Here is a 22070-nt window from a genome sequence, read left to right on the forward strand (position 1 = left end):
GGAAAGCATTGAAAAACATCGCCTGGACGCCAGCCCACGCAGGACGGGGCTTTGGCGTTTCATCATGTTTCATTTATTCGTTTTAGGTCTATGTATAACTTTAAAGGTTACTTTAAGAGATAAGCCTCTGGCGCCGATGATTCAGCCCACGACGGCCTTCCAAGCAGGCCTGTCGGTTTTTTTGCTTAAAAACCGTAGGGAGTGAATCAATGGGCAATGTCCAGACCGCCGCCAGTGCACACGAGGCGCCGTGGCGCCAGGCACCGGGTGGTGAGTTGGTCGACCTTGGCCGGCCGCACCGCGCGCCGTTGGGACAACTGCGAACGCAGAGGACTCCGAAGCGTTTCTCCAGCCGTCGCGAAGGTATTCTGCTCGCCCTGCTGGTGCTGGCCCTGCACGGTGCGGTGATCTACTGGGTGAGCCAGAAGCCGACCCCGGTGTTGCCGATCGTGCCGCCGGAAATTCCACCGATGACCATCGAATTTTCCCAGCCGGCACCCCCGGTGGTGGAACCGCCACCGCCCGTGCCGCCACCGCCGCCGCCTGTGGTCGAGCCACCGCCGCCGGTGGTGGATGAATTGGCCGCCAAGCCGGCGCCGCCAAAACCGATTCCTAAACCCAAACCCAAGCCAGTGCCAAAGCCTGAGCCCAAGCCTGCACCGAAACCGCCCGAGCAACCGCCTGCGCCACCGACTCCCGCGCCGCCCGCGCCTCCAGCACCACCGGCGCCGGCTCCGGTTACGCCCGCTTCGGCCAACGCCGCGTACTTGAAGAACCCGGCGCCGGAGTATCCGTCACTGGCCCAGCGGCGCGGTTGGGAAGGCACGGTGTTGCTCAGGGTGCATGTACTAGCCAGCGGTAAGCCGGGCGAGATCCAGATCCAGAAGAGCAGCGGTCGCCAGCAGCTCGATGACGCCGCACTGACCGCCGTGAAGCGTTGGAGCTTCGTGCCGGCCAAGCAGGGCGAGGTGGCCCAGGACGGCTGGGTCAGCGTCCCGATCGATTTCAAGATTCACTAATTATTCGGCTGCGGTGTGTTGCACGCGCCGCGACCTGCACAGAGGGAAGACATCATGGCATTAGCATCTCCACTTGAATCCATCGAAAGCGCGGTGATCTGGCTGCTGGTGGTTTTTTCGGTCGCCACCTGGGGCTTGGCCCTGCTCAAGGGCGTGCAGTTCGGTCGCCTCAAGGCGCAGGATCGCAAGTTTCATAAACTGTTCTGGGCGGCGTCGAGTCTCGACTCGGCTGCCGAGCTGGCGCAAACCCAGCCGGGTGCCGCTGCCCGCGTGGCCCAGGCCGGCTACGCCGCGATCCAGGTGGGCGAAACCCCACACGCGACGGACCTGAGCCAGGCGATCAATCACCAGGACCGCCTTGAGCGCGCCCTTCGCCAGCAGATCGTGCGAGAGCGGCGCTCCCTGGAAACCGGCCTGGCCGTGGTCGCCAGTATCGGCAGCACCTCGCCGTTCATCGGCCTGTTCGGTACTGTGTGGGGCATCATGGAAGCGCTCAAGGGCATCAGTGCCGCCGGTTCCGCCAGCCTCGAAACGGTGGCCGGCCCGATTGGTGCGGCACTGGTTGCGACGGGCGTCGGTATCGCCGTCGCCGTGCCGGCGGTGCTGGTCTACAACTACTTCCTGCGTCGCCTCAAGCTGACCGCTGCCGACCTCGATGACTTCGCCCACGACTTCTACAGCCTGGCGCAGAAAAATTCCTTCCGTGTGCTGCTGCACCCGACCCTGAACAAAACCACTGCCGCTAACCCGCAGAAAGTGAAGGAGGCGTCCTGACATGGCCTTCTCCACGCAAGACAGCGATGAGGTACTGAGCGAGATCAACGTCACGCCGCTGGTGGACGTGATGCTGGTGCTGCTGGTGGTGTTTATCGTCACCGCGCCGCTTTTGACCAACGCGATCCCGATCAACCTGCCCAAGACTGAGGCGGTCGCGCCGGTGGAGCAGAAAGACCCGCTGGTGGTGAGCATCGACGGCGCCGGCAAACTGTTTATCAACAAGGACGAAATCCAGCCGGACTTGCTGGAGTTCAACCTGCAGGCGGCCAAGGCCAAGGACCCCGATGTGCGGGTGCAACTGCAGGCGGATGATGGCGTGAACTACGGCGAAGTGGCGCGAGCCATGGCGTCTATCGAACGCGCGGGCATTACCAAGCTGTCGGTGATTACCGCACGTTAGTTGCAAAAGCCTCGACAAGTTTTTGGCCGTTTCCTTGGCAGGGTGCGGCCTTTTTTTTGCCTGCGATTCAATCCTCAACTTGAAATGCGATCAATGTGGGAGGGGGCTTGCCCCCGATTGCAGTGTGTCAGCCAATCAATCTGTAACTGATACACCGCCATCGGGAGCAAGCTCCCTCCCACATTTTGAACTTCATTAATTTTGAATTTTTGGTTATTAATAAATAGCTTCTTATTCCTTAACGAATATAACACCCGTCCCTATACTGTTCAGCAACGTTAAACGCTGCAGGAGGGCACACCCATGCACAGCGAGTCGATTCGTTATCTGATCGTGCCGGGCTGGCAAGGATCGCCAGAAGATCATTGGCAAAGTCACTGGCAGGCCAGCCTGCCCAACAGCGCCCGCGTGGAGCAGGCCGACTGGCTGACGCCACGTCGAGAAGATTGGGTCGCTGCGCTGGCCGAGGCCATCGCAGCCGACAGCACGCCGGTGATCCTGATCGCCCATAGCCTGGGCTGCATCACGGTGGCGCATTGGGCGGCCACCGCGCCGGTGCACTTCCTGCGCCAGGTGCGCGGTGCCTTGCTGGTGGCCCCGGCCGATGTCGAACGGCCCGCCTGCTCACCTGCGTTGCGTAATTTTGCGCCGATCCCGACCGACCTGTTGCCGTTCCCCAGCCAGGTGGTCAGCTCCGACAACGACAGTGCTGTCAGCGCCCCGCGAGCCCTGGAATTGGCCCGCAACTGGGGCGCCGAAGCCGGCATTCTGTCGGGGGCGGGGCACATCAATGTGAAGTCCGGCCACCAGCGCTGGGAACAGGGGTTCGCCTACCTCTACCGCCTGCAAAGCCGCCTTGAGCATCACGCCCGGCGTACTGCCTGAATTTTTTCAACGCCCCGTCCCTTGAGTGGATTGGGGGCGGGAGCCTGCCATGAGTCTGCATGAAACCTACGGCCAGCCATTGCTGACCTTTCCCGACGCGGAAAAAAGCCCACTGAGCATCCGCGCCAAGGCGCTGGTGTTTGTCGACCCGCGTTCGCGGCAGCTGCGCGAAGACCTCGAAAGCCTCGCACCCCGTGCCTTGCCCGTGTTGATCCGCGGCGAGACCGGTAGCGGCAAGGAGTTGCTGGCGAGGCATATTCACCGGGGCAGCGACCGCACCGGTCTGTTTGTCTCGGTCAATTGCGGTGCGATCAGCCCGACCTATGCCGATGCCGAATTGTTCGGTTATGCCGCCGGCAGCCACAGTGGTTCGGCCAGCAGCCGGGCAGGGTGGTTCGGTTCGGCGAATGGCGGCACCTTGTACCTGGACGAGATCGGCGATTTACCGCTGCCGATCCAGGTGAAACTGTTGGCCGCGCTGGAAAACCACGAAGTCACCCGTGTCGGTGCCCATCAGCCGAGCCCGGTGGATGTGCGCCTGGTCGCCGCCACCAGCATCGACCTGGCCCAGGCCGTGGCGGCCGGCAAGTTCCATGAGCGCCTGTTCCACTATCTGAGCGAAGGTCGGTTGGATTTGCCGGCGCTGCGCGAGCGGGTCGGTGACATCTTGTCCCTGGCCGAATACTTCCTGGGCATCTACAGTCAGCGCCTGGACCTGCCGGTGCCGCTGATCAGCGATGCCGCGCAGCGTGTGCTGGAACACCACAGCTGGCCGGGCAATACCCGCGAGCTGGAAAACGTTATTCACTTTGCCCTGCTGGTCAGCAGTGGGGATGAGATTTTGCCCGAACATTTGAATCTGCCGGTAGCGGGTTCTGCGCTGGAACAGGTGCGGCGGATTTTCGAGCGCGCCAGCCCCGCCGAGCGGGAAACGTTAAGTAAATTCCTGCATGAACAAAATGGAATATCAACGTGAATAAAAGATATTGTTCGGGAATAAAAAATCTAGGTATTGTCCCTCCCACGCCGCGATAGCACTTCGCTGGCACACTACATAAAAAACGGTCGTCAGAGACGCCCCCGGAATTCCGATAAGGACACTGCATGAAAAAGGTTCTGTTGTTTACCGCACTGGCGGCTGCCCTGACTGCAAGCTTCGCCCAGGCCAACGAAAAACTGGTGGTGGCCGCCACGCCGATCCCGCACGCCGAGATCCTCGAACTGGTCAAGCCAACCCTCGCCAAAGAAGGCGTGGACCTGGAAATCAAAGTCTTCACCGACTACGTACAACCAAACGTGCAGGTTGCCGAGAAACGCCTGGACGCCAACTATTTCCAGACCCTGCCGTACCTGGAAAACTTCAACAAAGGCAAGGGCACCAACCTTGTGACAGTGGTCGGCGTGCACGTTGAACCGTTCGGCGGCTACTCGAAAAAGATCAAGAAAATTGAAGATCTGAAAGATGGCGCCACCGTGGCCATCCCCAACGAAGGTTCCAACAGCGGTCGCGCCCTGTTGCTGCTGCAGAAAGCCGGCGTGATCACCCTGAAAGACCCGACCAATGCCTTGGCCACGCCAAAAGACATCAAGGACAACCCCAAGCACCTGAAATTCAAGGAGCTGGAATCGGCCCTGCTGCCACGCGTGCTGGACCAGGTTGACCTGGACCTGATCAACACCAACTACGCCCTGGAAGCCGGCCTGAACCCGGCCAAGGATGCGCTGATCATCGAACACGCCGATTCGCCGTACGTGAACTTCCTGGTGGCTCGCCCGGACAACAAGGACAGCGATGCGATCCAGAAGCTGTCCAAGGCCCTGACCAGCCCGGAAGTCAAAGCCTTCATCGAGAAGAAGTACAACGGTGCTGTAGTGCCTGCGTTCTGATGTAACCCAAACCCCCTTCAAGGTTTGAACGCCGACGGCTGTACAGCGTCGGCGTTTTTTTATGCCCTGAATGTGGAATGCAATCCAAATGTGGGAGGGGGCTTGCCCCCGATAGCAGTGGTTCAGTCAGCACATTTTTTCTGTGCCACCACCATCGGGGGCAAGCTCCCTCCCACATTTGATCCGCTTTGATCTAGAGAGCTCTGCTATTGATCGCCCTGCGCAACGCCATCAACCACTTCACCAACTCCTGCGGATCCATCGGTTTCACTTCCTTCATGGTTCGATCCCTCGAATCTCAGACCTCCAAACCATAGCCCTCACCCGCCAAACCCGCGAATCCGGCGGTTATCTTTTTGGGTGATATCAATATGCTATTTGGGTATTTAAACTTTACTTTTTATACCTTTAAAGTTCGCGCTACCCGGCGTTACCCACACCGGATCGGATTGCGCTCGCTGCACTACCCGTGCGGCGTCATGGACTGGAAATGACCTTCGATTTCGCTTTTATCCTCAGCACCCTGCCGGCGTTCCTGAAGGCCGTGGGGGTGACGCTGCAAGTGGGCCTGATCGCCATTGCCACCTCCCTGCTGGTGGCGCTGATCAACGCCGCGCTGCTGGTGTTTCGCACACCTTACCTGTCGCGCCTGGTGGCGCTGTATGTGGAGCTGGCGCGTAACACGCCGCTGCTGATCCAGCTGTTTTTCGTGTACTTCGCGCTACCGGCCCTGGGCTTCAATATTTCCGGGTTCTGGGCGGCGATCATCACCATGACCTTCCTCGGCGGCGCCTACCTCACCGAAGTGCTGCGCGCCGGTGTGGAAGCGGTGCCGCTGGCGCAGATCGAGTCGGGCAAGTCCATCGGCCTGTCCGACTGGCAACTGCTGCGCCATGTGATCCTGCCCCAGGCCGGCATCCTCAGCCTGCCAGCGCTATTCGCCAATTTCATCTTCCTGCTCAAAGAGACCACCGTGGTCTCCGCCGTGGCGGTGCCGGAGATTCTCTACACCACCAAGAGCTACATAGCGCTCTACTACAAGACCTACGAAATGCTCGCCGTGCTGACGCTGATTTGCGTGTTGCTGTTCTTGCCGCTGTCGCTGCTGCTCAGCCGCCTGGAAAGGAGGCTCCAGCATGGCCAGTTCGGGTCTTGAGTTGCTGTGGGTGTCGTTGCCGCAACTGGGCAAGGGCGCTGCGCAAACCCTGTCGATTTCGTTCTTGAGTATCGCTTTGAGCACCGTCGGCGGCGTGCTGTACGGCGTACTGCGCACCTTGAACAACCGCCTGATCAACGGCGTGCTGCGGGTGTACCTGGAATTGTTCCGCGCGATCCCGGTGCTGGTGTGGCTGTACCTGGTGTTTTTCGGCTTGCCGATTTTCTTTGGTTTGAGCATTCCGAGCTTCTGGTGCGCGGTGTTGGTGCTGTCGCTGTGGGGCGCCAGCGAAGTGGGCGAGGTGGTGCGCGGCGCGTTGCATTCGCTGCCCCGTGGCCAGCGTGAAGCGGGCTTGTCGATTGGCTTGTCAGGTCCGCAGCTGTACGGCTACGTGCTGCTGCCGCAAGCGCTCAAGCGCATGACGCCGCCGACCATCAATGTCTACACGCGCATTATCAAGACCAGTTCCCTCGCGGTGCTGATCGGTGTGGTGGACGTGATCAAGGTCGGCCAGCAAATCATCGAACGCACCTACGAGTCCGTGTTGATCTACGGCGTGCTGTTCCTGTTTTTCTTCTTTATCTGCTACCCGTTATCGGCCGCCTCCAAGGTGCTGGAACGGCGCTGGGGCCAGGCATGAACGCATTGATCGAGTTCCAGGGTTTCAACAAATTCTTTGGCGAGGCGCAGGTGCTCAAGGGCATCGACCTGAGCGTGCAAAGCGGTGAAGTGGTGGTGATTCTCGGCCCCAGCGGTTGTGGCAAAAGCACCTTGCTGCGTTGCCTCAATGGGCTGGAAGTCGCGCACAGCGGCAGCCTGCGTTTCGCCGGCAAAGAGCTGTTGGACAAACACACCGACTGGCGCCAGGTGCGTCAGGACGTGGGCATGGTGTTCCAGAGCTACCACCTGTTCCCACACATGAGCGTGCTCGACAACATCCTGCTCGGCCCGCTGAAAGTGCAAAAACGCGACCCCCGTGAAGCCCGCGAACAGGCGGAAAAACTGCTGGCCCGCGTCGGCCTGGCGGACAAGCGCGATGCCTTCCCGCGCCAGCTCTCCGGCGGCCAGCAACAACGCATCGCCATCGTCCGTTCGCTGTGCATGAACCCCCAGGTCATGCTGTTTGACGAAGTCACCGCAGCCCTCGACCCGGAGATGGTCAAGGAGGTGCTGGAAGTGATCCAGGGCCTGGCCCGCGATGGCATGACCCTGCTGATCGTCACCCACGAAATGGCCTTCGCCCGCGCCGTCGCCGACCGCGTGGTGTTCATGGAGGCCGGTCGCATTCTCGAACACAACACCCCCGAGGCATTCTTTACGAACCCGCAAACCGCACGCGCGCAGCAGTTCCTGGAGAAGTTCTCCTTTGTTTCAACACTGCCCAAGAAAACCCAGGAACTGGAGCTGATATGAAAAAACTACTGCTGCCACTGTTTGCCGTCGCCCTGCTCGCCGGCTGCGATAAAAAGGCCGAAGAGCCTGCAAAACCGGTTGCCGCCGCAAGCTACCTCGACAAGATCAAGGCGCGCGACAAGCTGATCGTGGGTGTATTCACCGACAAGCCGCCCTTTGGTTTCGTCAACGAAGCCGGGCGCTACGTCGGCTTCGATACCGACATCGGCCGCCAATTCGCCAAGGACCTGCTGGGCGATGAAAACAAAGTCGAGTTCGTCGCCGTCGAACCGGCCAGCCGCATCCCGTTCCTGCAAAGCGACAAGGTCGACCTGATCCTCGCCAACATGACCGTAACGCCGGAGCGCAAGGAAGCGGTGGACTTCACCAACCCCAACCTGAAAGTCGCGGTACAGGCCCTGGTGCCGAATGACAGCGCGGTCAAAAGCCTGGATGACCTGGCCTCCCGCACCACCATCGTCACCACCGGCACCACCGCCGATATCTGGCTGACCAAGAACCACCCGGACTGGAAACTGCTCAAGTTCGAGAAAAACTCCGAGTCGCTGCAAGCGTTGTCCGCCGGCCGTGGCGACGCCTACGCCCAGGACAACCTGGTGCTGTTCAGCTGGGCCAAGCAGAACCCGGGCTACCGCGTGCTGGAAGAGAAGCTCGGTGATGAAGCGCCCATCGCGCCGGCGGTGAAGAAAGGCAACATCGAACTGCGCGACTGGGTGAATGCCGAGTTGGCGAAGCTGGGCGAGGAGAAGTTTTTGCTCAAGCTGTATGACCAGTATGTGCGTAAAGAACTGAGCGATGACACCAAGCCTGAAAGCGTGATTGTTGAAGGCGGGAAGTGGCAGGGCTGATACCGCTATCGGGGGCAAGTCGCACCGCCCCTCCCACACTTGAATGTATTCACAGATCAATAATGTGGGAGGGGCGGTGCGACGATTCGACTTGCCCCCGCTGAGGCCAGCACAGCCACCGCCTACTCCGGCCAATGCCAAGCCGGCGCATCCAGAATCCCCTGCCCGTCAATCCGGGTTTCCCCCAGCACCTTGTTCGCCGGCAAACCGGTAATTGGCCACCGCGTGGGTCTTGAGCATGGGCATCCAGTCGTCTTGGGAACCATTGGAGTATGGGAGCCTCCATGCAGATAAGGAACCCTGAACTAAGCTCACAGTCGCATACACACTGGCACGTCGGCATCACGCAAAAGGAGCCTGCATGGGCGCTCGCATTTCCACCTGTATTTTCGGCCTTGGCCTACTGGCGCTGTTGAGCGGCTGTGGCGAGGACAAGGCTGAACCCAAGGCCCATTCGCGGGTGTTCGTGCAGACCGTGCAGCCGGCGGACTTCGCGGCGGCGGTCACGCTGACCGGGGATATCCAGGCTCGGGTGCAAACCGATCTGTCCTTCCGCGTGGGCGGCAAAATCATCCAACGCATGGTGGATGTGGGCGACCGCGTGACCGCCAGGCAAGTGCTGGCCAAGCTCGACCCCAAGGACTTGCAGACCAACGTCGATTCCGCGCAGGCCCAGGTCGTGGCCGAACAGGCGCGGGTCAAGCAGACTGCCGCTGCTTTTGTGCGCCAGGAAAAACTCTTGCCCAAGGGCTACACCAGCCGCAGCGAATACGATTCCGCCCAGGCCGCGTTACGCAGCAGCCAGAGCGCCCTGGCTGCCGCCCAGGCTCAACTGGCCAACGCCCGCGAGCAACTCGGCTACACCGCGCTGATCGCCGAAGCGCCTGGGGTGATTACCGCACGCCAGGCCGAAGTCGGCCAGGTGGTACAGGCCACCGTACCGATTTTCAGCCTGGCGCGCGATGGCGAGCGTGATGCGGTGTTCAACGTCTATGAGTCCCTGCTGGTGGAGCCGCCGCCCGATGCGCCGATCACCGTCAGCCTGCTGGATAACCCCAGCATCAAGGCCGTGGGCAAGGTCCGTGAGGTCACCCCCGCCGTGGCCGCCAACACCGGCACTGTGCAGGTGAAAATCGCCCTGCAGGCCTTACCCAAAGGCATGGAGCTGGGCTCGGTGGTAAGCGCCACCGCCAATGGCCCGGCGAAGGCCAGTATCGAATTGCCGTGGGCCGCGCTGACCAAAGACCTCAGCGAACCCGCTGTGTGGTTGGTCGACGGCGACGGCAAGGCGCAATTGCACAAAGTCACCGTGGCGCGTTACCTCACTGGCAAAGTCATCATTGGCGACGGCCTCAAGGGCGGCGAAAAAGTTGTGGTCGCCGGCGGGCAATTGCTGCATCCCGGCATGATTGTCGAGATCGCCCAGCCAGGAGCGCAGCCATGAAACGCCTCACGTGGATACTCGCCGCCAGCCTGCTGCTGGTGGCCTGCTCCAAGGAAGAACCGCCGCCCGAGCCCGTGCGCCCGGTCCTGTCCATGGAAGTGAAGTCGCAAGACCAGGAAAACCTCGGTCGCTTCGCCGGCACCATCCAGGCGCGCTACGAAAGTAATTTAGGCTTCCGCGTACCCGGCCGCATTGCCCGCCGCGCGGTGGACGTGGGCGCCGAGGTGGAGAAGGGCGCCTTGCTCGCCGTCCTCGACCCCACCGACCAACAGAACCAACTGCGCTCGGCCCAGGGCGACCTGGCCCGCGTGCAGGCGCAATACATCAACGCCCAGGCCAATGCGCGCCGCCAGCAGGAGCTGTTCAACCGTGGCGTCGGCGCCCAGGCCCAGCTGGATATCGCCCAGACCGACCTGAAGACCACCCAGGCCTCGCTCGATCAGGCCCAGGCCTCCGTCAATCAAGCCAAGGACCAGCTCAACTACGCCGAACTGCGCACTGACCACGCCGGTATCGTCACCGCCTGGAATGCCGAGGCCGGCCAGGTGGTCAGTGCCGGCCAGCAGGTCGTCACCCTGGCGCGCCCGGATATCAAGGAAGCCGTGATCGACCTGCCCGCCGGCCTCGCCGAGCGCTTGCCACCGGACGTGGTGTTCCTGGTTGCCGGGCAGCTCGACCCCAGCGTGCATACCACCGCTATCGTGCGCGAGATCGAACCCCAGGCCCAAAGCGCCACGCGCACCCGACGTGCGCGCCTGACCCTGGCCGACACGCCGCCCGCGTTCCGCCTGGGCACGGCGATCAGCGTAACGTTGAGCACCGCCATCGCCCCGCGCATCGAAGTGCCCCTGAGCGCCTTGCAGGACGTCAACGGCAAGACCCGCATCTGGCTGCTCGACACCCAGAGCCAGACGGTACAACCGCGTGATATCACGGTGATCAGCCGCGATGCCGACAGCGCCTTGCTCAACGGCGGCGTCAAACCCGGCGAGCGCATCGTCACCGCCGGCGTCAACAGCCTGAAACCTGGGCAAAAAGTCAAAATCGACGAGGACAGCCCACGATGAAAGGGAGCTTCAACTTATCCGACTGGGCCCTCAAGCATCAGTCCTTCGTCTGGTACCTGATGTTCGTCGCGCTGCTGATGGGCGTGTTTTCGTACATGAACCTGGGCCGTGAGGAAGACCCTTCCTTCACCATCAAGACCATGGTGATCCAGACCCGCTGGCCGGGCGCGACCCAGGAAGAAACCCTCAAGCAGGTCACCGACCGCATCGAGAAAAAGCTTGAAGAGCTCGATTCCCTCGACTACGTGAAAAGCTACACCCGGCCGGGCGAGTCCACGGTATTCGTGTTCCTCAAGGACACCACCAGCGCCAAGGACATCCCCCATATCTGGTACCTTGTACACAAGAAGATCGACGACATTCGTGGCAGCTTCCCACCGGGTTTGCAGGGGCCGTCGTTCAACGATGAGTTCGGTGATGTATTTGGCTCGGTGTACGCCTTTACCGGCGATGGCCTGTCGATGCGCCAGTTGCGTGACTACGTGGAGCAGGTACGCGCCGAGATCCGCTCGGTGCCGGGGTTGGGCAAGGTCGAGATGATCGGCCAGCAGGATGAAGTGATTTACCTGAACTTCTCCACGCGCAAACTGGCGGCGCTGGGGATTGACCAGCGCCAGGTGGTGCAGAGCCTGCAATCGCAGAACGCGGTGACGCCGGCCGGGGTGATCGAGGCCGGGCCGGAGCGGATTTCGGTGCGCACCTCGGGGCAGTTCGCCTCGGAGAAGGACCTGGCCAACGTCAATCTGCGGCTCAATGACCGTTTCTATCGCCTGGCGGATATCGCGGACATCAGCCGGGGTTATGTGGACCCGGCGCGGCCGATGTTCCGGTTCAACGGCAAGCCGGCCATCGGTCTGGCGATTGCCATGCAGAAGGGCGGCAATATCCAGTCGTTCGGCAAGGCCCTGCACGAGCGCATGGACGAACTCACCGCCGACCTGCCAGTGGGCGTCGGCGTGCACAAGGTGTCCGACCAGGCGGAAGTGGTGGAAGAGGCGGTCGGCGGTTTTACCAGTGCCTTGTTTGAGGCCGTCATCATCGTGCTGGTGGTGAGCTTTATCAGCCTCGGCATGCGCGCCGGACTGGTGGTGGCGTGCTCGATTCCGTTGGTGCTGGCCCTGGTGTTCGTGTTCATGGAATACAGCGGCATCACCATGCAGCGTGTGTCGCTCGGCGCGCTGATCATTGCCCTCGGCCTGTTGGTGGACGACGCGATGATCACCGTCGAGATGATGATCACACGCCTGGAAAAAGGCGAGACCAAGGAGCAGGCGGCGACCTACGCCTACACCTCCACGGCGTTCCCCATGCTCACCGGTACGCTGGTGACCGTCGCGGGGTTCGTGCCGATCGGCCTCAACGCCAGCTCGGCGGGCGAGTACACCTTTACCCTGTTTGCGGTGATAGCCGTGGCGATGCTGGTGTCGTGGGTGGTGGCGGTGCTGTTTGCGCCGGTGATCGGCGTGCATATCCTGAGCGCCAACGTCAAACCTCACAACGCAGAGCCGGGGCGGATTGGACGGGCTTTCAATGGCGGCATGCTGTGGGCCATGCGTAACCGCTGGTGGGCGATTGGCATCACCGTGGCGCTGTTCGCGGCGTCGGTGTTTTCCATGCAGTTTGTGCAGAACCAGTTCTTCCCCTCGTCGGACCGCCCGGAAATCCTCGTCGACCTCAACCTGCCGCAAAACGCCTCGATCAACGAGACGCGCAAGGCCGTCGACCGCCTGGAAGCGATCATCAAGGACGACCCGGACATTGCCCGCTGGAGCACGTACATCGGCCAGGGCGCGATCCGTTTCTACCTGCCCCTCGACCAGCAACTGGAAAACCCCTACTACGCGCAGTTGGTCATCGTAAGCAAGGGCCTGGAAGAGCGTGGCGAGTTGATCGCGCGCCTGCAAAAGCGCCTGCGTGATGATTTCGTCGGGATCGGCAGCTACGTGCAGCCGCTGGAAATGGGCCCGCCAGTGGGCCGGCCGATTCAGTATCGCGTGTCGGGCAAAGATACCGACCAGGTGCGCAAGCACGCCATCGAACTGGCGACCTTGCTGGACAAGAACACTCACCTGGGCGAGATCATCTACGACTGGAACGAGCCGGGCAAAGTGCTGCGCATCGACATCGCCCAGGACAAGGCGCGCCAGCTGGGGCTGTCGTCGGAAGACGTGGCGCAGTTGATGAACAGCGTGGTCAGCGGCGCTTCGGTAACTCAGGTGCATGACGATATCTACCTGATCAACGTGGTGGGCCGTGCCGAAGACGCTGAACGCGGTACGCCGGAAACCTTGCAGAACCTGCAGATCGTCACGCCCAACGGTACGTCGATTCCGCTGCTGGCCTTCGCCACTGTGCGTTACGAGCTGGAGCAGCCACTGGTATGGCGTCGCGACCGCAAGCCGACCATCACCATCAAGGCTTCGGTGCGCGATGAGATGCAGCCGACGGACCTGGTCAAGCAGCTCAAGCCGGAAATCGACAAGTTCAGCGCTGGCCTGCCGGTGGGCTACAAGGTCGCTACCGGCGGCACCGTGGAAGAAAGCGGCAAGGCCCAGGGGCCGATTGCCAGCGTGGTGCCGTTGATGCTGTTTCTCATGGCGACGTTCCTGATGATCCAGCTGCACAGCGTGCAGAAGATGTTCCTGGTGGCCAGTGTCGCGCCGCTCGGGTTGATCGGTGTGGTGCTGGCGTTGATCCCTACGGGCACGCCCATGGGTTTCGTGGCGATCCTCGGCATCCTGGCGTTGATCGGCATCATCATCCGTAACTCAGTGATCCTGGTGACGCAGATTCATGAGTATGAGGTGGCCGGCTATACGCCGTGGGATGCGGTGGTGGAAGCCACCGAGCATCGGCGCCGGCCGATCCTGCTCACGGCGGCGGCGGCGAGCCTGGGCATGATCCCGATTGCCCGTGAGGTGTTCTGGGGGCCGATGGCCTACGCGATGATCGGCGGGATCATCATCGCGACTTTGTTAACACTTTTGTTTTTGCCTGCGCTTTATGTGGCTTGGTACAAGATCCGGGAGCCCAAACCAGAGCAGAGCTGAACATGCCTCACTCCCTGCGCTACGGTCTGTTGATTTGCACACTGTTGCTGTCACCCATGGCTTTTGCCAGCACCGTATTGGAAAACCTCCTGTGGCGGGTCGAACTCGACCCGGCCACCCTCGCCATCCGCGTGACGCCCCACGGGCAGGCGACGGTACAAGCTTCCAGCGGCTTGCCGGCGCGTGCCGTCAGCCAGCTTGTGCGGAGCGATCAACAGGCCAGTTGGCAGTGGGATGACGGCGCCTTCCGGGTGAGCGCCAGCCTTGAACAGCGCGACCTCAAGTTGACCCTGCGCGCGCGTGGGCCTGGCGAGCTACCTATCCTTCAGCAACCCGCCAGCGCCCTGGGCAACGGGCTGATGTGGCCGTTGGCCGAAGGGCATTACGTGCCCGCCGACAACGCTGTATGGAACGCGTTTTTGCAGGAACAAGGTGATCTCAACACCACCCAGGACCTCAGCCTGCCGCTCTGGGGCCTGGACCACGGGCGCTTCACCTTGAACTGGTTGCTGACCAACCCCTACAACAATCGCCTGCGCTGGCAGGAAGGGATGGCGCTGTCCGTGGCCCATGAGTTCACCGCGCTCGACCCTGATGCGCCGATGACCCTGCTGTTGCACCTGGGGGAGGCCGATCCCTTGGCCGGCGCCAAGCGCTACCGCCAATGGCTGGTGGAGCAAGGGCGTTATGAAGCGCTGGCGGAAAAACTGCGGCAGACACCCGAGGCCGAGAAGTTGCTGGGTGCCAGCCATGTCTACCTGTGGGGTAATGACCTGCTGGCGCTGGAGGATGTCCGTGACTGGCCGTTGTTGCTCAAGCGCCTGCGTGGCCATGAACTCAAAGGCTTGCTCGACAAGGAGTCGACAAAGATCCTGGGGCAGGCGACGGCCTTGAATCGCTATGAGCAGACCGCGCTGCTGCGGGGGCTGAATGCGGCAATCAACAGCAAGGCCCGGCAGAGTTGGCAGGTGCAAGAGCCGGATATGACGCGCCTCGCTGCACGTTATGGTGAGCTGCGCAGCGAGTTGGCCGTCGCGTTCGCCGGTGCGCTGAGCGACAACCCCCAAGCCTGGGGCAGCCGGGCGATCCAGTCGCTGCGTGATACAGGTCTTTCACGCTTGCTGCTGACCCTGGGCGAAGGCTGGGAGGGCGGCCTGTGGCACCCCGAGGCGATCCGCGCCGGGGTTGAGGCGGGTTACCTGATGGCGCCCTACGATTCCTATGAAACCGCGTTGTCTGCCACGGAAAATCCGGATTGGACCACCGCCCACCTGGGCAGCAGGGCTTACCGCGACTGCGCGATTATGTTGAAGGGTGGCACGCTGAAAACCGGCTTCCAGCAGTCCGGTCACTACACCGACCCACGTTGCGTGCGGCCTTTGCTCGAAGCCCGTGTGAAGGCCGTGCAGGCCAAGGCCGGTTTCAACGCCTGGTTCCTCGATGCCTATGCCACCAGCATGGTGTTCGACAGCTACCGCGACGGCGCCGGGATGACCCAGGCGCAAAACGCCGAGGGCAATATCGACGCCTCGCGCTGGCTCAACACGGTGCTCAAATTGCCAACCGGTTCCGAAGACGGCAACGCCATCACCGCCCAAGGCATTCTGTTCGCCCATGGCATGCAGACGCCGGTGATTGGCTGGGGTGACCAGGCCATGACCCAGGACAAGCAATCGCCTTACTACGTGGGCAATTGGTACCCGCCGGAGCAGCCGACGGTGTTCTTCAAGCCGGTGCCGCTCAAAGAGCCGTTTCGTACGATCTACTTTGAGCCGAGCATGCGGCTGCCGTTGTACCAGGCGGTGTTCCACGGCTCGGTGATCACCACACACCACTGGCTGTTCGACAGTCTCAAACTGAGCAATGTGCGGGTCGAGAATGAGCTGACGCAACTGCTCTACAACGTGCCGCCGCTGTATCACCTGAGTGCCTCGACCGTTAAGCAGCGGCTGCCGGTGATCCAGCGGCAGGATCGGTTCTTCCGGCCGCTGCACCAGCGTTTGGCGACCCAGGCGATGACGGATTTTCGTTGGCTGACGGCGGACAGGCAGGTGCAGCAAACCACCTTTGCCGATGGGACGCGGTTGGTGGCGAATTTTGCTGTCAAGGAAAAGGAGGGCTATGCCGGGCGCAGTGTGACTGCATATGGGGTGGGTGAAAAACCGCTGGTGTATCGGGTGGAGTAAGGTTGCTTCAGCAGGCGTCATCGGGGGCAAGCCCCCTCACACATGTTGACTGTATTCACACATCAAACTGTGGGAGTGGGCTCGCCCCCGATGGCGTCAGACCAGGCAACGAAAATCTACCGCTTGCGCCACACACTCGCCAACCAGGGCTGTTGCGCCCTGGGCAAACCTGCCGGCCGGTAGTAATGCTCCAACTCCACAAACCCGGCTTGCGTCAGGAGTGTTTGCCACGCCGCCAGGTCGTGATAAGACCCGTACCGTGGCCCATTCCAGCCTTCCTGGTTGTCACCCCGAGGGTTGGAACTGAACAACACGCCGCCCGCCTTCAACGCCCCATGCAATTGCTTGAGCACACGTGGCAGTTCCTGCTTGGGGATATGAAACAACACCGCATTGGCGAAGATCCCGTCAAAGCGCTCGACAGGCAGGTCGAGCTTGAGGAAATCCTGCTGCAACACCTCGCAGCCACTGTCCTCCCGCGCCATCTGCGCAAACCGCTCCGAGCCGTCGAGCCCCACCGCGATATGGCCCATGCGGGTAAAGGTCTGCAAGTCACGCCCTGGGCCGCAGCCGAAATCCAGCACAGTAAACGGTGCCGGACCCTGGATATGCCGCAGCAGGGCATCGATGTTCTGGCTCACATCGTGATCGCGGGTGCCTTCACGGAAGTCCTCGGCCACTTTGTTGTAGTGGCCGAGGGTGGCGGAGGTGATCTGCTTAAGGTCGTCGGGTTTGAGTGTCATGACGGGTAATACCGGGCGTCTTCGATGACCCGACTATACCTCACCTCTTATTGAGCCCCCGCGCCAGGCGATCCCCACCCACCTGAATCACCGCCACCAGAATCACCAGCAGTACGATCACCGTGAGCATGATCTGCGTATCAAAGCGCTGATACCCATACCGGTACGCAATATCCCCCAAGCCCCCCGCGCCAATCGCGCCGGCCATGGCCGATGAGTTGATCATGGTCACCAGCGTGATGGTGAAGCCGCCGACGATCCCCGGCAGCGCTTCCGGCAACAGCACGTGCCAGATGATGTGCCAGCGGCGGCAGCCCATGGCTTGTGCGGCTTCGATCAGGCCGTGGTCGACTTCGCGCAGGCTCACTTCGGCAATGCGTGCAAAGAACGGCGTGGCGGCGATGGTCAAGGGTACGACCGCTGCCCATACGCCGTAGGTGGTGCCGACGATCAGCCGAGTGAACGGGATCAGCGCCACCATCAGGATCAGGAACGGAATCGAGCGGAACAGATTGACGAACGCCCCCAGCACGCGGTTCAGCGCCGGGGCTTGGTAGATGCCGCCTTTGTCGCTGGTCACCAGGAACACCGCCAGCGGGATGCCCACCAGCAGCGCGATCAGCGATGACACGCCGACCATCAACAACGTGTCGATGGCGCCCTGCACTAAACGATCAAACCACATAGCCCAGCACCTCCACCTGTTGTGCCCAATTGCCGGCGCGGTTACGCAGTTCTTCCGCGCTGTGGGGCGAGCCATTGACCGCCAGCAGCAGTTGGCCTAGGGCATGCCCCTGGATGCGTTCCACGCCGCCTTGCAGCAAGCGCACGCGCCCGCCGAGGGCGCCGAACAGTGCGGCCAGGTCCGGCTCGTCGGTATCGCTGCCGGTGAAGCGCAGGCGCAGCACCACCGAGGCATTGGCAGTCGCCGGTTTGGCCTGCAAACGGCTTTGCAACTCGTCCGGCAGACCGTGTTGCAGGGGGGCCAGCAGGGTTTTGCTGACTTCATGCTGCGGGTTGCCGAACACGTGCCACACCGGGCCTTGCTCGACGATGCGCCCATGTTCCAGCACCACCACGCGGTCGCAGATTTCGCGGATCACCGCCATCTCGTGGGTGATCAGCACGATGGTCAAACCCAGGCGCCGGTTGATTTCGCGCAGCAGGCCTAGGATCGATTGGGTCGTCTCCGGGTCGAGGGCCGAGGTGGCCTCGTCGCACAGCAGGATCTCGGGGTCGTGCACCAGCGAACGGGCAATGCCCACCCGTTGTTTCTGCCCGCCGGACAGCTGCGCCGGGTAAGACGTGTGCTTGTCCTGCAACCCCACCAGTTCCAGCAGCTCGCGTACTTTTTGCTCGCGCTGCTGCTTCGGCACGCCCGCCACTTTCAACGGCAACTCGACGTTCTGCCACACCGTTTTGGCCGACATCAGGTTGAAGTGCTGGAAGATCATGCCGATGCGTCGACGCAGGGCCACCAGACGGTCTTCATCAAACTCACCGATGTCCACCTGATCGATCAGCACCCGCCCGCTGCTGGGTTGTTCCAGGCGATTGATGGTGCGGATCAGCGATGACTTGCCGGCGCCGCTGCGGCCAATGATGCCGAACACTTCACCACGCTGGATCGCCAGGTCGATGCCTTGCAACGCATGCACCGTGCCGTCGTAGGTCTTGCCCAGGTTGATGAAACGCACATGCGCGCGATTGAGGTTCGGGTGCAATTCGCTCTGCTCGGCGTCCCTGGGCGGCAGGCCCAGGTCGCGCAGTTGGGCATGGGCGGCGGTCATTTTTTATCTTCCCAGCCGACTTGGTAGAGCTTGCCGAGGGATTTATCCAAGGCGGCACGCACCACCGGCGAATGCTGGTAGATATCCACAAACTTGATCACCCGTGGGTCGGTCTTGCTTTTGGGCTGGATCACGAACTGGATCACGTACTCCGGATGGTCGAGGCCGTCGAACAGCAGCGCCGATTCGGCATCGAAGGTCTTGGACAGGCGGATATACGCCGGGTAGCCCTGCACCAGGTCGGCATCGTCATAGGCGCGCACCAGTTGCACGGCCTCGACCTGCAGGATCTTGATCTTCTTCGGGTTGGAAACGATGTCCTCTTCGGTGGCCTTGTAGCCCACGCCCGGCTTGAGCGTGATCAGCCCCGCCTTGGCCAGCAGTTGCAGGCCACGACCGCTGTTGATCGGGTCGTTGGCAATCGCCACGCTGGCGCCCTGGGGCAGGTCGTTGATGCTTTTGTACTTCTTGGAATACAGCCCGACGTTGTTGATGATGCCCGGCGCATAAGGCACCAGGTCAAAACCGGCGGCGGCCTTGGCGTTTTCCAGGAACGGGATGTGCTGGAAATAGTTCACGTCGATATCGCCGGCAGCCAGGCTGACGTTGGGTGCGATCCAGTCGGTGAACTCCACCAGCTCGACTTTGAGGCCTTGCTTGCCGGCTTCGGCTACAGCGGCTTCCAGAGGAATCGCAAAGGCGGCGGTGGTGCCGATCTTCAACGGCGCATCGGCGGCGAATACCGCTGAGCTGAACAGTCCGAATGCCAGGGCCAGTGCTTTGACTGGATGAGTGAGCAGTGTCTTTTTCATTGGGTATTTCCAGTCAGAGAAGCAATTTGTCGGTAGGTGGAACCGGTGTGTTGTTCGGGTAGGCGGGCGCTGCCCTGGAAGACTTTTTCCCGCAGCGTTCCCTGTTCATATTCAGTTTTGTACGACCCGCGCTTTTGCAGCTCCGGCACCACCAGGTCGATGAAGTCCACATAGCTTTCCGGCGTGACGATGCGCGTTAGGTTGAAGCCATCCAGGCCGGTCTCGCTGATCCACGATTCCAGCTCGTCGGCGACCTGTCCGGGCGAGCCGACCAGGGTGATGTAGCGCCCGCCCAGGGCGTGCTGTTCCAGCAATTTGCGGCGGGTCCAGTCGTTGTTCTGCAGGTTCTTGGTGGCCGACTGGATCGCGTTGCTCTTCACGTACTGGATCGGCTCGTCCAGTTCGTATTGGGCAAAGTCGATGGCGGTGGATGCCGAGAAATGCGCCACGCCGGCTTCCGGGCTGGCGTAGCTGAGGTACTCGGCGTGTTTGGCCCAGGCCAACGCTTCTGTGGCACCCACGATCACGTTGAGGCCCATGAACACCTTGATGTCATCCGGGTTGCGCCCGGCCTCGACCGCGCTGGCGCGCACCTTGTCCACCTGGACCTTGGTCGCCGCCTTGTTCTGGCCGCTGATGAATACGCACTCGGCATGGCGCCCGGCGAACAGCAACCCGCGCTCCGAACTGCCGGCCTGGAACAGCACCGGCGTACGTTGTGGAGAGGGCTCGCACAGGTGATACCCGTCCACCTGGTAAAACTCACCCTGGTGCTCGACCTTGTGCACCTTGCCCGGCTGCGCATACACCCGCGTCTTGGGGTCGTTGAGCACCGCGCCGTCTTCCCAGCTGCCTTCCCAGAGTTTGTAGAGCACCTCCAGGTATTCATCGGCCTGGTCGTAGCGGCGGTCATGCTCGACTTGTTCAGTGAGGCCCATGGCCTTGGCGGCGCTGTCGAGGTAGCCGGTGACGATGTTCCAACCCACACGGCCACGGCTCAGGTGGTCCAGCGTGGACATGCGCCGGGCGAACAAATACGGCGGCTCGTAGGTGAGGTTGGCGGTGAGGCCGAAGCCGAGGTTTCTGGTGACGGCGGCCATGGCTGAGACCAACAGCAACGGATCATTCACCGGCAGTTGGATCGACTCTTTGAGCGGCACATCAATCGAGTTCTGGTACACGTCGTACACACCGACGATATCGGCGATGAACAAACCGTCGAACAGCCCGCGCTCCAGGGTTTGCGCCAGCTCGGTCCAGTACTCGATCGTCTTGTACTGGGTCGAAGTGTCCCGTGGATGCGTCCACAGGCCGTGGTTGATATGCCCGATGCAGTTCATGTTGAAGGCATTGAGCAGGATTTTTTTCTTCGCCATCAAATGGTCCCCCGCAGTGGCGGGTTTTCATCATTCAGGTAGTAATTACCCACCGCGTGGTACTTCCACCGCACCGGGTCGTGCAGGGTGTGCACCCGGGCGTTGCGCCAGTGGCGGTCCAAGCCATGTTCAGCCAGGGTCGCCTGGCTGCCGGCCAGTTCGAACAGGGTGCTGCCGGCGGCCAGGGAAATTTCGGTGCTCAAGGCGCGTACTTCCGCGACGGCAATCGAGGCGGCAGCGACGGTCTCGGCGTTGCTGTCGGCCTGGGCGCGGTCCAGGTACTCGCCCGAGCGCTCCAACAGCGCCTCGGCGGCGTGCAGGCGGATGCTCAAGTGGCCGAAGCTTTTCAGGGTCAGTGGGTCTTCAGTGGCCTTGTCGTTGCCGGAGTCGATCCACGGGCGGGTCTTGGTGCGTACAAAGTGCAGCGCATCTTCAAAGGCCGCACGGGCGATCCCGGTGTCGATGGCAGCGTGAAGGATCTGGGCCAGCGGGCCGACGGTGGTCGGGCGTTCGAAGGCGCTCTGGAACGGGATCACGTCCTGCGCGGCCACCCACACGTTATCGAACACCACCGAACCGCTGCCGGTGGTGCGCTGGCCGAAGCCGCTCCAGTCGTCGATCACGCTCAGGCCTTCGCTGTCGCGTGGCACAAAGGCCAGTTGTTGCACGCCGTGTTCATCCACCACCGAAGTGGGGATGCGCTGGGCGTAGATCGCGCCGGTGGAATAGAACTTGCGGCCGCTGATACGGAAACCGTCACCGTCGCGGGTGATTTTGGTGACGCGGTCATGGGCGGTCTTGGTGCCCAGTTCCGCCAGGGCGTTGCCGAAGCGCTGGCCGGCGAGTACCTCGGTGTACAGGCGTTTTTGCTGTGCCGGGCTGCCGTTTACGCGCAGCACTTCCAGGGCGTAGAAATGGTTTTGCGGGATCTGGCCCAGGGATGCATCGGCCTGGGCTATCAAGGCAATGACCTTGGCCAGGGTGACATTGGATACGCCCGCGCCGCCGTATGCCTTCGGCACGCTGATGCCCCACAGGCCGGAGCGCGAGAACGCATCCAGCTCGGGCAAGGGCAGGCGGCGCTCGCGGTCGCGCTGGGCGCTGTCGCGGCGAAAGTCTTCGGCCAGGTCGCTGGCGACAACAAGGGCTTGTTCGTCGCTGGTGATGACCGCGACGGGATGAGAGAAAGTCATGATGTTCTCCAGATGTCTGGTCGG

At 61.9% G+C, this 22070-nt stretch carries 20 protein-coding genes and 1 pseudogene; 14 read left to right on the forward strand and 7 right to left on the reverse strand.

Features of this window, described 5'->3' with window-relative positions:
* Positions 1–209 precede the first annotated feature (209 nt).
* The 10 genes from K5K89_RS01915 to K5K89_RS01960 all read left to right on the forward strand — a co-directional run bounded on the left by K5K89_RS01915 (position 210) and on the right by K5K89_RS01960 (position 8385).
* Positions 210–1019 carry an energy transducer TonB gene (locus tag K5K89_RS01915; RefSeq protein ID WP_222540760.1) on the forward strand — a complete coding sequence of 270 codons (810 nt, stop codon included), beginning with the start codon at positions 210–212 and terminating at the stop codon, positions 1017–1019.
* 51 nt (positions 1020–1070) lie between these two features.
* A complete protein-coding gene (locus K5K89_RS01920; protein ID WP_222541671.1) occupies positions 1071–1793 on the forward strand; it encodes a MotA/TolQ/ExbB proton channel family protein in 723 nt (240 codons plus the stop codon).
* Between the two features lies 1 nt (position 1794).
* Positions 1795–2196: an ExbD/TolR family protein gene (locus K5K89_RS01925; RefSeq protein ID WP_010565408.1), complete on the forward strand. Its 402-nt coding sequence runs from the start codon at positions 1795–1797 to the stop codon at positions 2194–2196.
* A 303-nt stretch (positions 2197–2499) separates the two neighbouring features.
* Positions 2500–3081, forward strand: a complete 582-nt coding sequence (locus K5K89_RS01930) for an alpha/beta hydrolase (RefSeq protein ID WP_071492529.1) — start codon at positions 2500–2502, stop codon at positions 3079–3081.
* A gap of 49 nt (positions 3082–3130) precedes the next feature.
* The gene (locus K5K89_RS01935; protein ID WP_058424836.1) at positions 3131–4057 is read left to right on the forward strand and encodes a sigma 54-interacting transcriptional regulator; all 927 of its coding nucleotides are present in this window, start codon (positions 3131–3133) and stop codon (positions 4055–4057) included.
* A 128-nt stretch (positions 4058–4185) separates the two neighbouring features.
* Entirely contained in the window at positions 4186–4968 is a 783-nt protein-coding gene (locus K5K89_RS01940) for a MetQ/NlpA family ABC transporter substrate-binding protein (RefSeq protein ID WP_071492528.1), read from the forward strand.
* Between the two features lie 490 nt (positions 4969–5458).
* Positions 5459–6124, forward strand: coding sequence for an amino acid ABC transporter permease (locus K5K89_RS01945; protein ID WP_003187615.1), 666 nt, complete (start codon positions 5459–5461; stop codon positions 6122–6124).
* On the forward strand, positions 6105–6764 hold the full coding sequence (locus K5K89_RS01950; RefSeq protein ID WP_092248628.1) for an amino acid ABC transporter permease: 660 nt from the start codon (positions 6105–6107) through the stop codon (positions 6762–6764). Before K5K89_RS01945 ends, K5K89_RS01950 begins: the two co-directional genes overlap by 20 nt.
* Positions 6761–7537, forward strand: coding sequence for an amino acid ABC transporter ATP-binding protein (locus K5K89_RS01955; RefSeq protein ID WP_071492526.1), 777 nt, complete (start codon positions 6761–6763; stop codon positions 7535–7537). Before K5K89_RS01950 ends, K5K89_RS01955 begins: the two co-directional genes overlap by 4 nt.
* Positions 7534–8385: a transporter substrate-binding domain-containing protein gene (locus K5K89_RS01960; protein ID WP_222540761.1), complete on the forward strand. Its 852-nt coding sequence runs from the start codon at positions 7534–7536 to the stop codon at positions 8383–8385. The genes K5K89_RS01955 and K5K89_RS01960 overlap by 4 nt, the downstream gene beginning before the upstream one ends.
* A 122-nt stretch (positions 8386–8507) precedes the next feature.
* Here K5K89_RS01960 and K5K89_RS28580 read toward each other — a convergent pair.
* Positions 8508–8579: pseudogene (locus K5K89_RS28580) on the reverse strand (ATP-binding protein); the annotation flags it as partial.
* Positions 8580–8746: 167 nt separating this feature from the next.
* Between K5K89_RS28580 and K5K89_RS01965 the strand changes: the two are divergent.
* From K5K89_RS01965 to K5K89_RS01980, 4 genes are read left to right on the forward strand one after another with little or no spacing between them, the layout of a single operon-like run.
* Positions 8747–9829: an efflux RND transporter periplasmic adaptor subunit gene (locus tag K5K89_RS01965; RefSeq protein WP_071492524.1), complete on the forward strand. Its 1083-nt coding sequence runs from the start codon at positions 8747–8749 to the stop codon at positions 9827–9829.
* Positions 9826–10896: an efflux RND transporter periplasmic adaptor subunit gene (locus K5K89_RS01970; RefSeq protein WP_222540762.1), complete on the forward strand. Its 1071-nt coding sequence runs from the start codon at positions 9826–9828 to the stop codon at positions 10894–10896. The genes K5K89_RS01965 and K5K89_RS01970 overlap by 4 nt, the downstream gene beginning before the upstream one ends.
* Complete coding sequence (locus K5K89_RS01975) at positions 10893–13946, forward strand: efflux RND transporter permease subunit (RefSeq protein ID WP_093513589.1); 3054 nt, start codon at positions 10893–10895, stop codon at positions 13944–13946. Before K5K89_RS01970 ends, K5K89_RS01975 begins: the two co-directional genes overlap by 4 nt.
* Before the next feature lie 2 nt (positions 13947–13948).
* Positions 13949–16132, forward strand: a complete 2184-nt coding sequence (locus K5K89_RS01980; RefSeq protein WP_222540763.1) for a glycoside hydrolase — start codon at positions 13949–13951, stop codon at positions 16130–16132.
* 116 nt (positions 16133–16248) lie between these two features.
* Here the strand turns inward: K5K89_RS01980 and K5K89_RS01985 are convergent, their stop codons facing one another.
* Genes K5K89_RS01985 through K5K89_RS02010 form a run of 6 tightly spaced genes read right to left on the reverse strand, consistent with a single transcriptional unit; the run spans position 16249 to position 22046 of the window.
* Positions 16249–16875, reverse strand: a complete 627-nt coding sequence (locus tag K5K89_RS01985; RefSeq protein WP_071492520.1) for a class I SAM-dependent methyltransferase — start codon at positions 16873–16875, stop codon at positions 16249–16251.
* A gap of 40 nt (positions 16876–16915) precedes the next feature.
* Entirely contained in the window at positions 16916–17560 is a 645-nt protein-coding gene (locus K5K89_RS01990) for a methionine ABC transporter permease (protein WP_071492519.1), read from the reverse strand.
* The gene (locus tag K5K89_RS01995) at positions 17550–18665 is read right to left on the reverse strand and encodes a methionine ABC transporter ATP-binding protein (RefSeq protein ID WP_222540764.1); all 1116 of its coding nucleotides are present in this window, start codon (positions 18663–18665) and stop codon (positions 17550–17552) included. Before K5K89_RS01995 ends, K5K89_RS01990 begins: the two co-directional genes overlap by 11 nt.
* Positions 18662–19477, reverse strand: a complete 816-nt coding sequence (locus K5K89_RS02000; RefSeq protein WP_025855519.1) for a MetQ/NlpA family ABC transporter substrate-binding protein — start codon at positions 19475–19477, stop codon at positions 18662–18664. Before K5K89_RS02000 ends, K5K89_RS01995 begins: the two co-directional genes overlap by 4 nt.
* Positions 19474–20853, reverse strand: a complete 1380-nt coding sequence (locus K5K89_RS02005; RefSeq protein WP_222540765.1) for an LLM class flavin-dependent oxidoreductase — start codon at positions 20851–20853, stop codon at positions 19474–19476. The genes K5K89_RS02000 and K5K89_RS02005 overlap by 4 nt, the downstream gene beginning before the upstream one ends.
* Positions 20853–22046, reverse strand: coding sequence for an SfnB family sulfur acquisition oxidoreductase (locus tag K5K89_RS02010; protein WP_071492516.1), 1194 nt, complete (start codon positions 22044–22046; stop codon positions 20853–20855). Before K5K89_RS02010 ends, K5K89_RS02005 begins: the two co-directional genes overlap by 1 nt.
* Positions 22047–22070 lie beyond the last annotated feature (24 nt).

The organism is Pseudomonas sp. DR208, from assembly GCF_019823005.1.
GTDB lineage: Bacteria > Pseudomonadota > Gammaproteobacteria > Pseudomonadales > Pseudomonadaceae > Aquipseudomonas > Aquipseudomonas extremorientalis.

Excerpts from the sequence above, each read along its gene's own strand:
- K5K89_RS01915 (WP_222540760.1), top strand. The coding sequence starts at position 210 with ATGGGCAATGTCCAGACCGCCGCCAGTGCACACGAGGCGCCGTGGCGC.
- K5K89_RS01925 (WP_010565408.1), top strand. The coding sequence starts at position 1,795 with ATGGCCTTCTCCACGCAAGACAGCGATGAGGTACTGAGCGAGATCAAC.
- K5K89_RS01930 (WP_071492529.1), top strand. The coding sequence starts at position 2,500 with ATGCACAGCGAGTCGATTCGTTATCTGATCGTGCCGGGCTGGCAAGGA.
- K5K89_RS01935 (WP_058424836.1), top strand. The coding sequence starts at position 3,131 with ATGAGTCTGCATGAAACCTACGGCCAGCCATTGCTGACCTTTCCCGAC.
- K5K89_RS01940 (WP_071492528.1), top strand. The coding sequence starts at position 4,186 with ATGAAAAAGGTTCTGTTGTTTACCGCACTGGCGGCTGCCCTGACTGCA.
- K5K89_RS01945 (WP_003187615.1), top strand. The coding sequence starts at position 5,459 with ATGACCTTCGATTTCGCTTTTATCCTCAGCACCCTGCCGGCGTTCCTG.
- K5K89_RS01950 (WP_092248628.1), top strand. The coding sequence starts at position 6,105 with ATGGCCAGTTCGGGTCTTGAGTTGCTGTGGGTGTCGTTGCCGCAACTG.
- K5K89_RS01955 (WP_071492526.1), top strand. The coding sequence starts at position 6,761 with ATGAACGCATTGATCGAGTTCCAGGGTTTCAACAAATTCTTTGGCGAG.
- K5K89_RS01960 (WP_222540761.1), top strand. The coding sequence starts at position 7,534 with ATGAAAAAACTACTGCTGCCACTGTTTGCCGTCGCCCTGCTCGCCGGC.
- K5K89_RS01965 (WP_071492524.1), top strand. The coding sequence starts at position 8,747 with ATGGGCGCTCGCATTTCCACCTGTATTTTCGGCCTTGGCCTACTGGCG.
- K5K89_RS01970 (WP_222540762.1), top strand. The coding sequence starts at position 9,826 with ATGAAACGCCTCACGTGGATACTCGCCGCCAGCCTGCTGCTGGTGGCC.
- K5K89_RS01975 (WP_093513589.1), top strand. The coding sequence starts at position 10,893 with ATGAAAGGGAGCTTCAACTTATCCGACTGGGCCCTCAAGCATCAGTCC.
- K5K89_RS01980 (WP_222540763.1), top strand. The coding sequence starts at position 13,949 with ATGCCTCACTCCCTGCGCTACGGTCTGTTGATTTGCACACTGTTGCTG.
- K5K89_RS01985 (WP_071492520.1), bottom strand. The coding sequence starts at position 16,875 with ATGACACTCAAACCCGACGACCTTAAGCAGATCACCTCCGCCACCCTC.
- K5K89_RS01990 (WP_071492519.1), bottom strand. The coding sequence starts at position 17,560 with ATGTGGTTTGATCGTTTAGTGCAGGGCGCCATCGACACGTTGTTGATG.
- K5K89_RS01995 (WP_222540764.1), bottom strand. The coding sequence starts at position 18,665 with ATGACCGCCGCCCATGCCCAACTGCGCGACCTGGGCCTGCCGCCCAGG.
- K5K89_RS02000 (WP_025855519.1), bottom strand. The coding sequence starts at position 19,477 with ATGAAAAAGACACTGCTCACTCATCCAGTCAAAGCACTGGCCCTGGCA.
- K5K89_RS02005 (WP_222540765.1), bottom strand. The coding sequence starts at position 20,853 with ATGGCGAAGAAAAAAATCCTGCTCAATGCCTTCAACATGAACTGCATC.
- K5K89_RS02010 (WP_071492516.1), bottom strand. The coding sequence starts at position 22,046 with ATGACTTTCTCTCATCCCGTCGCGGTCATCACCAGCGACGAACAAGCC.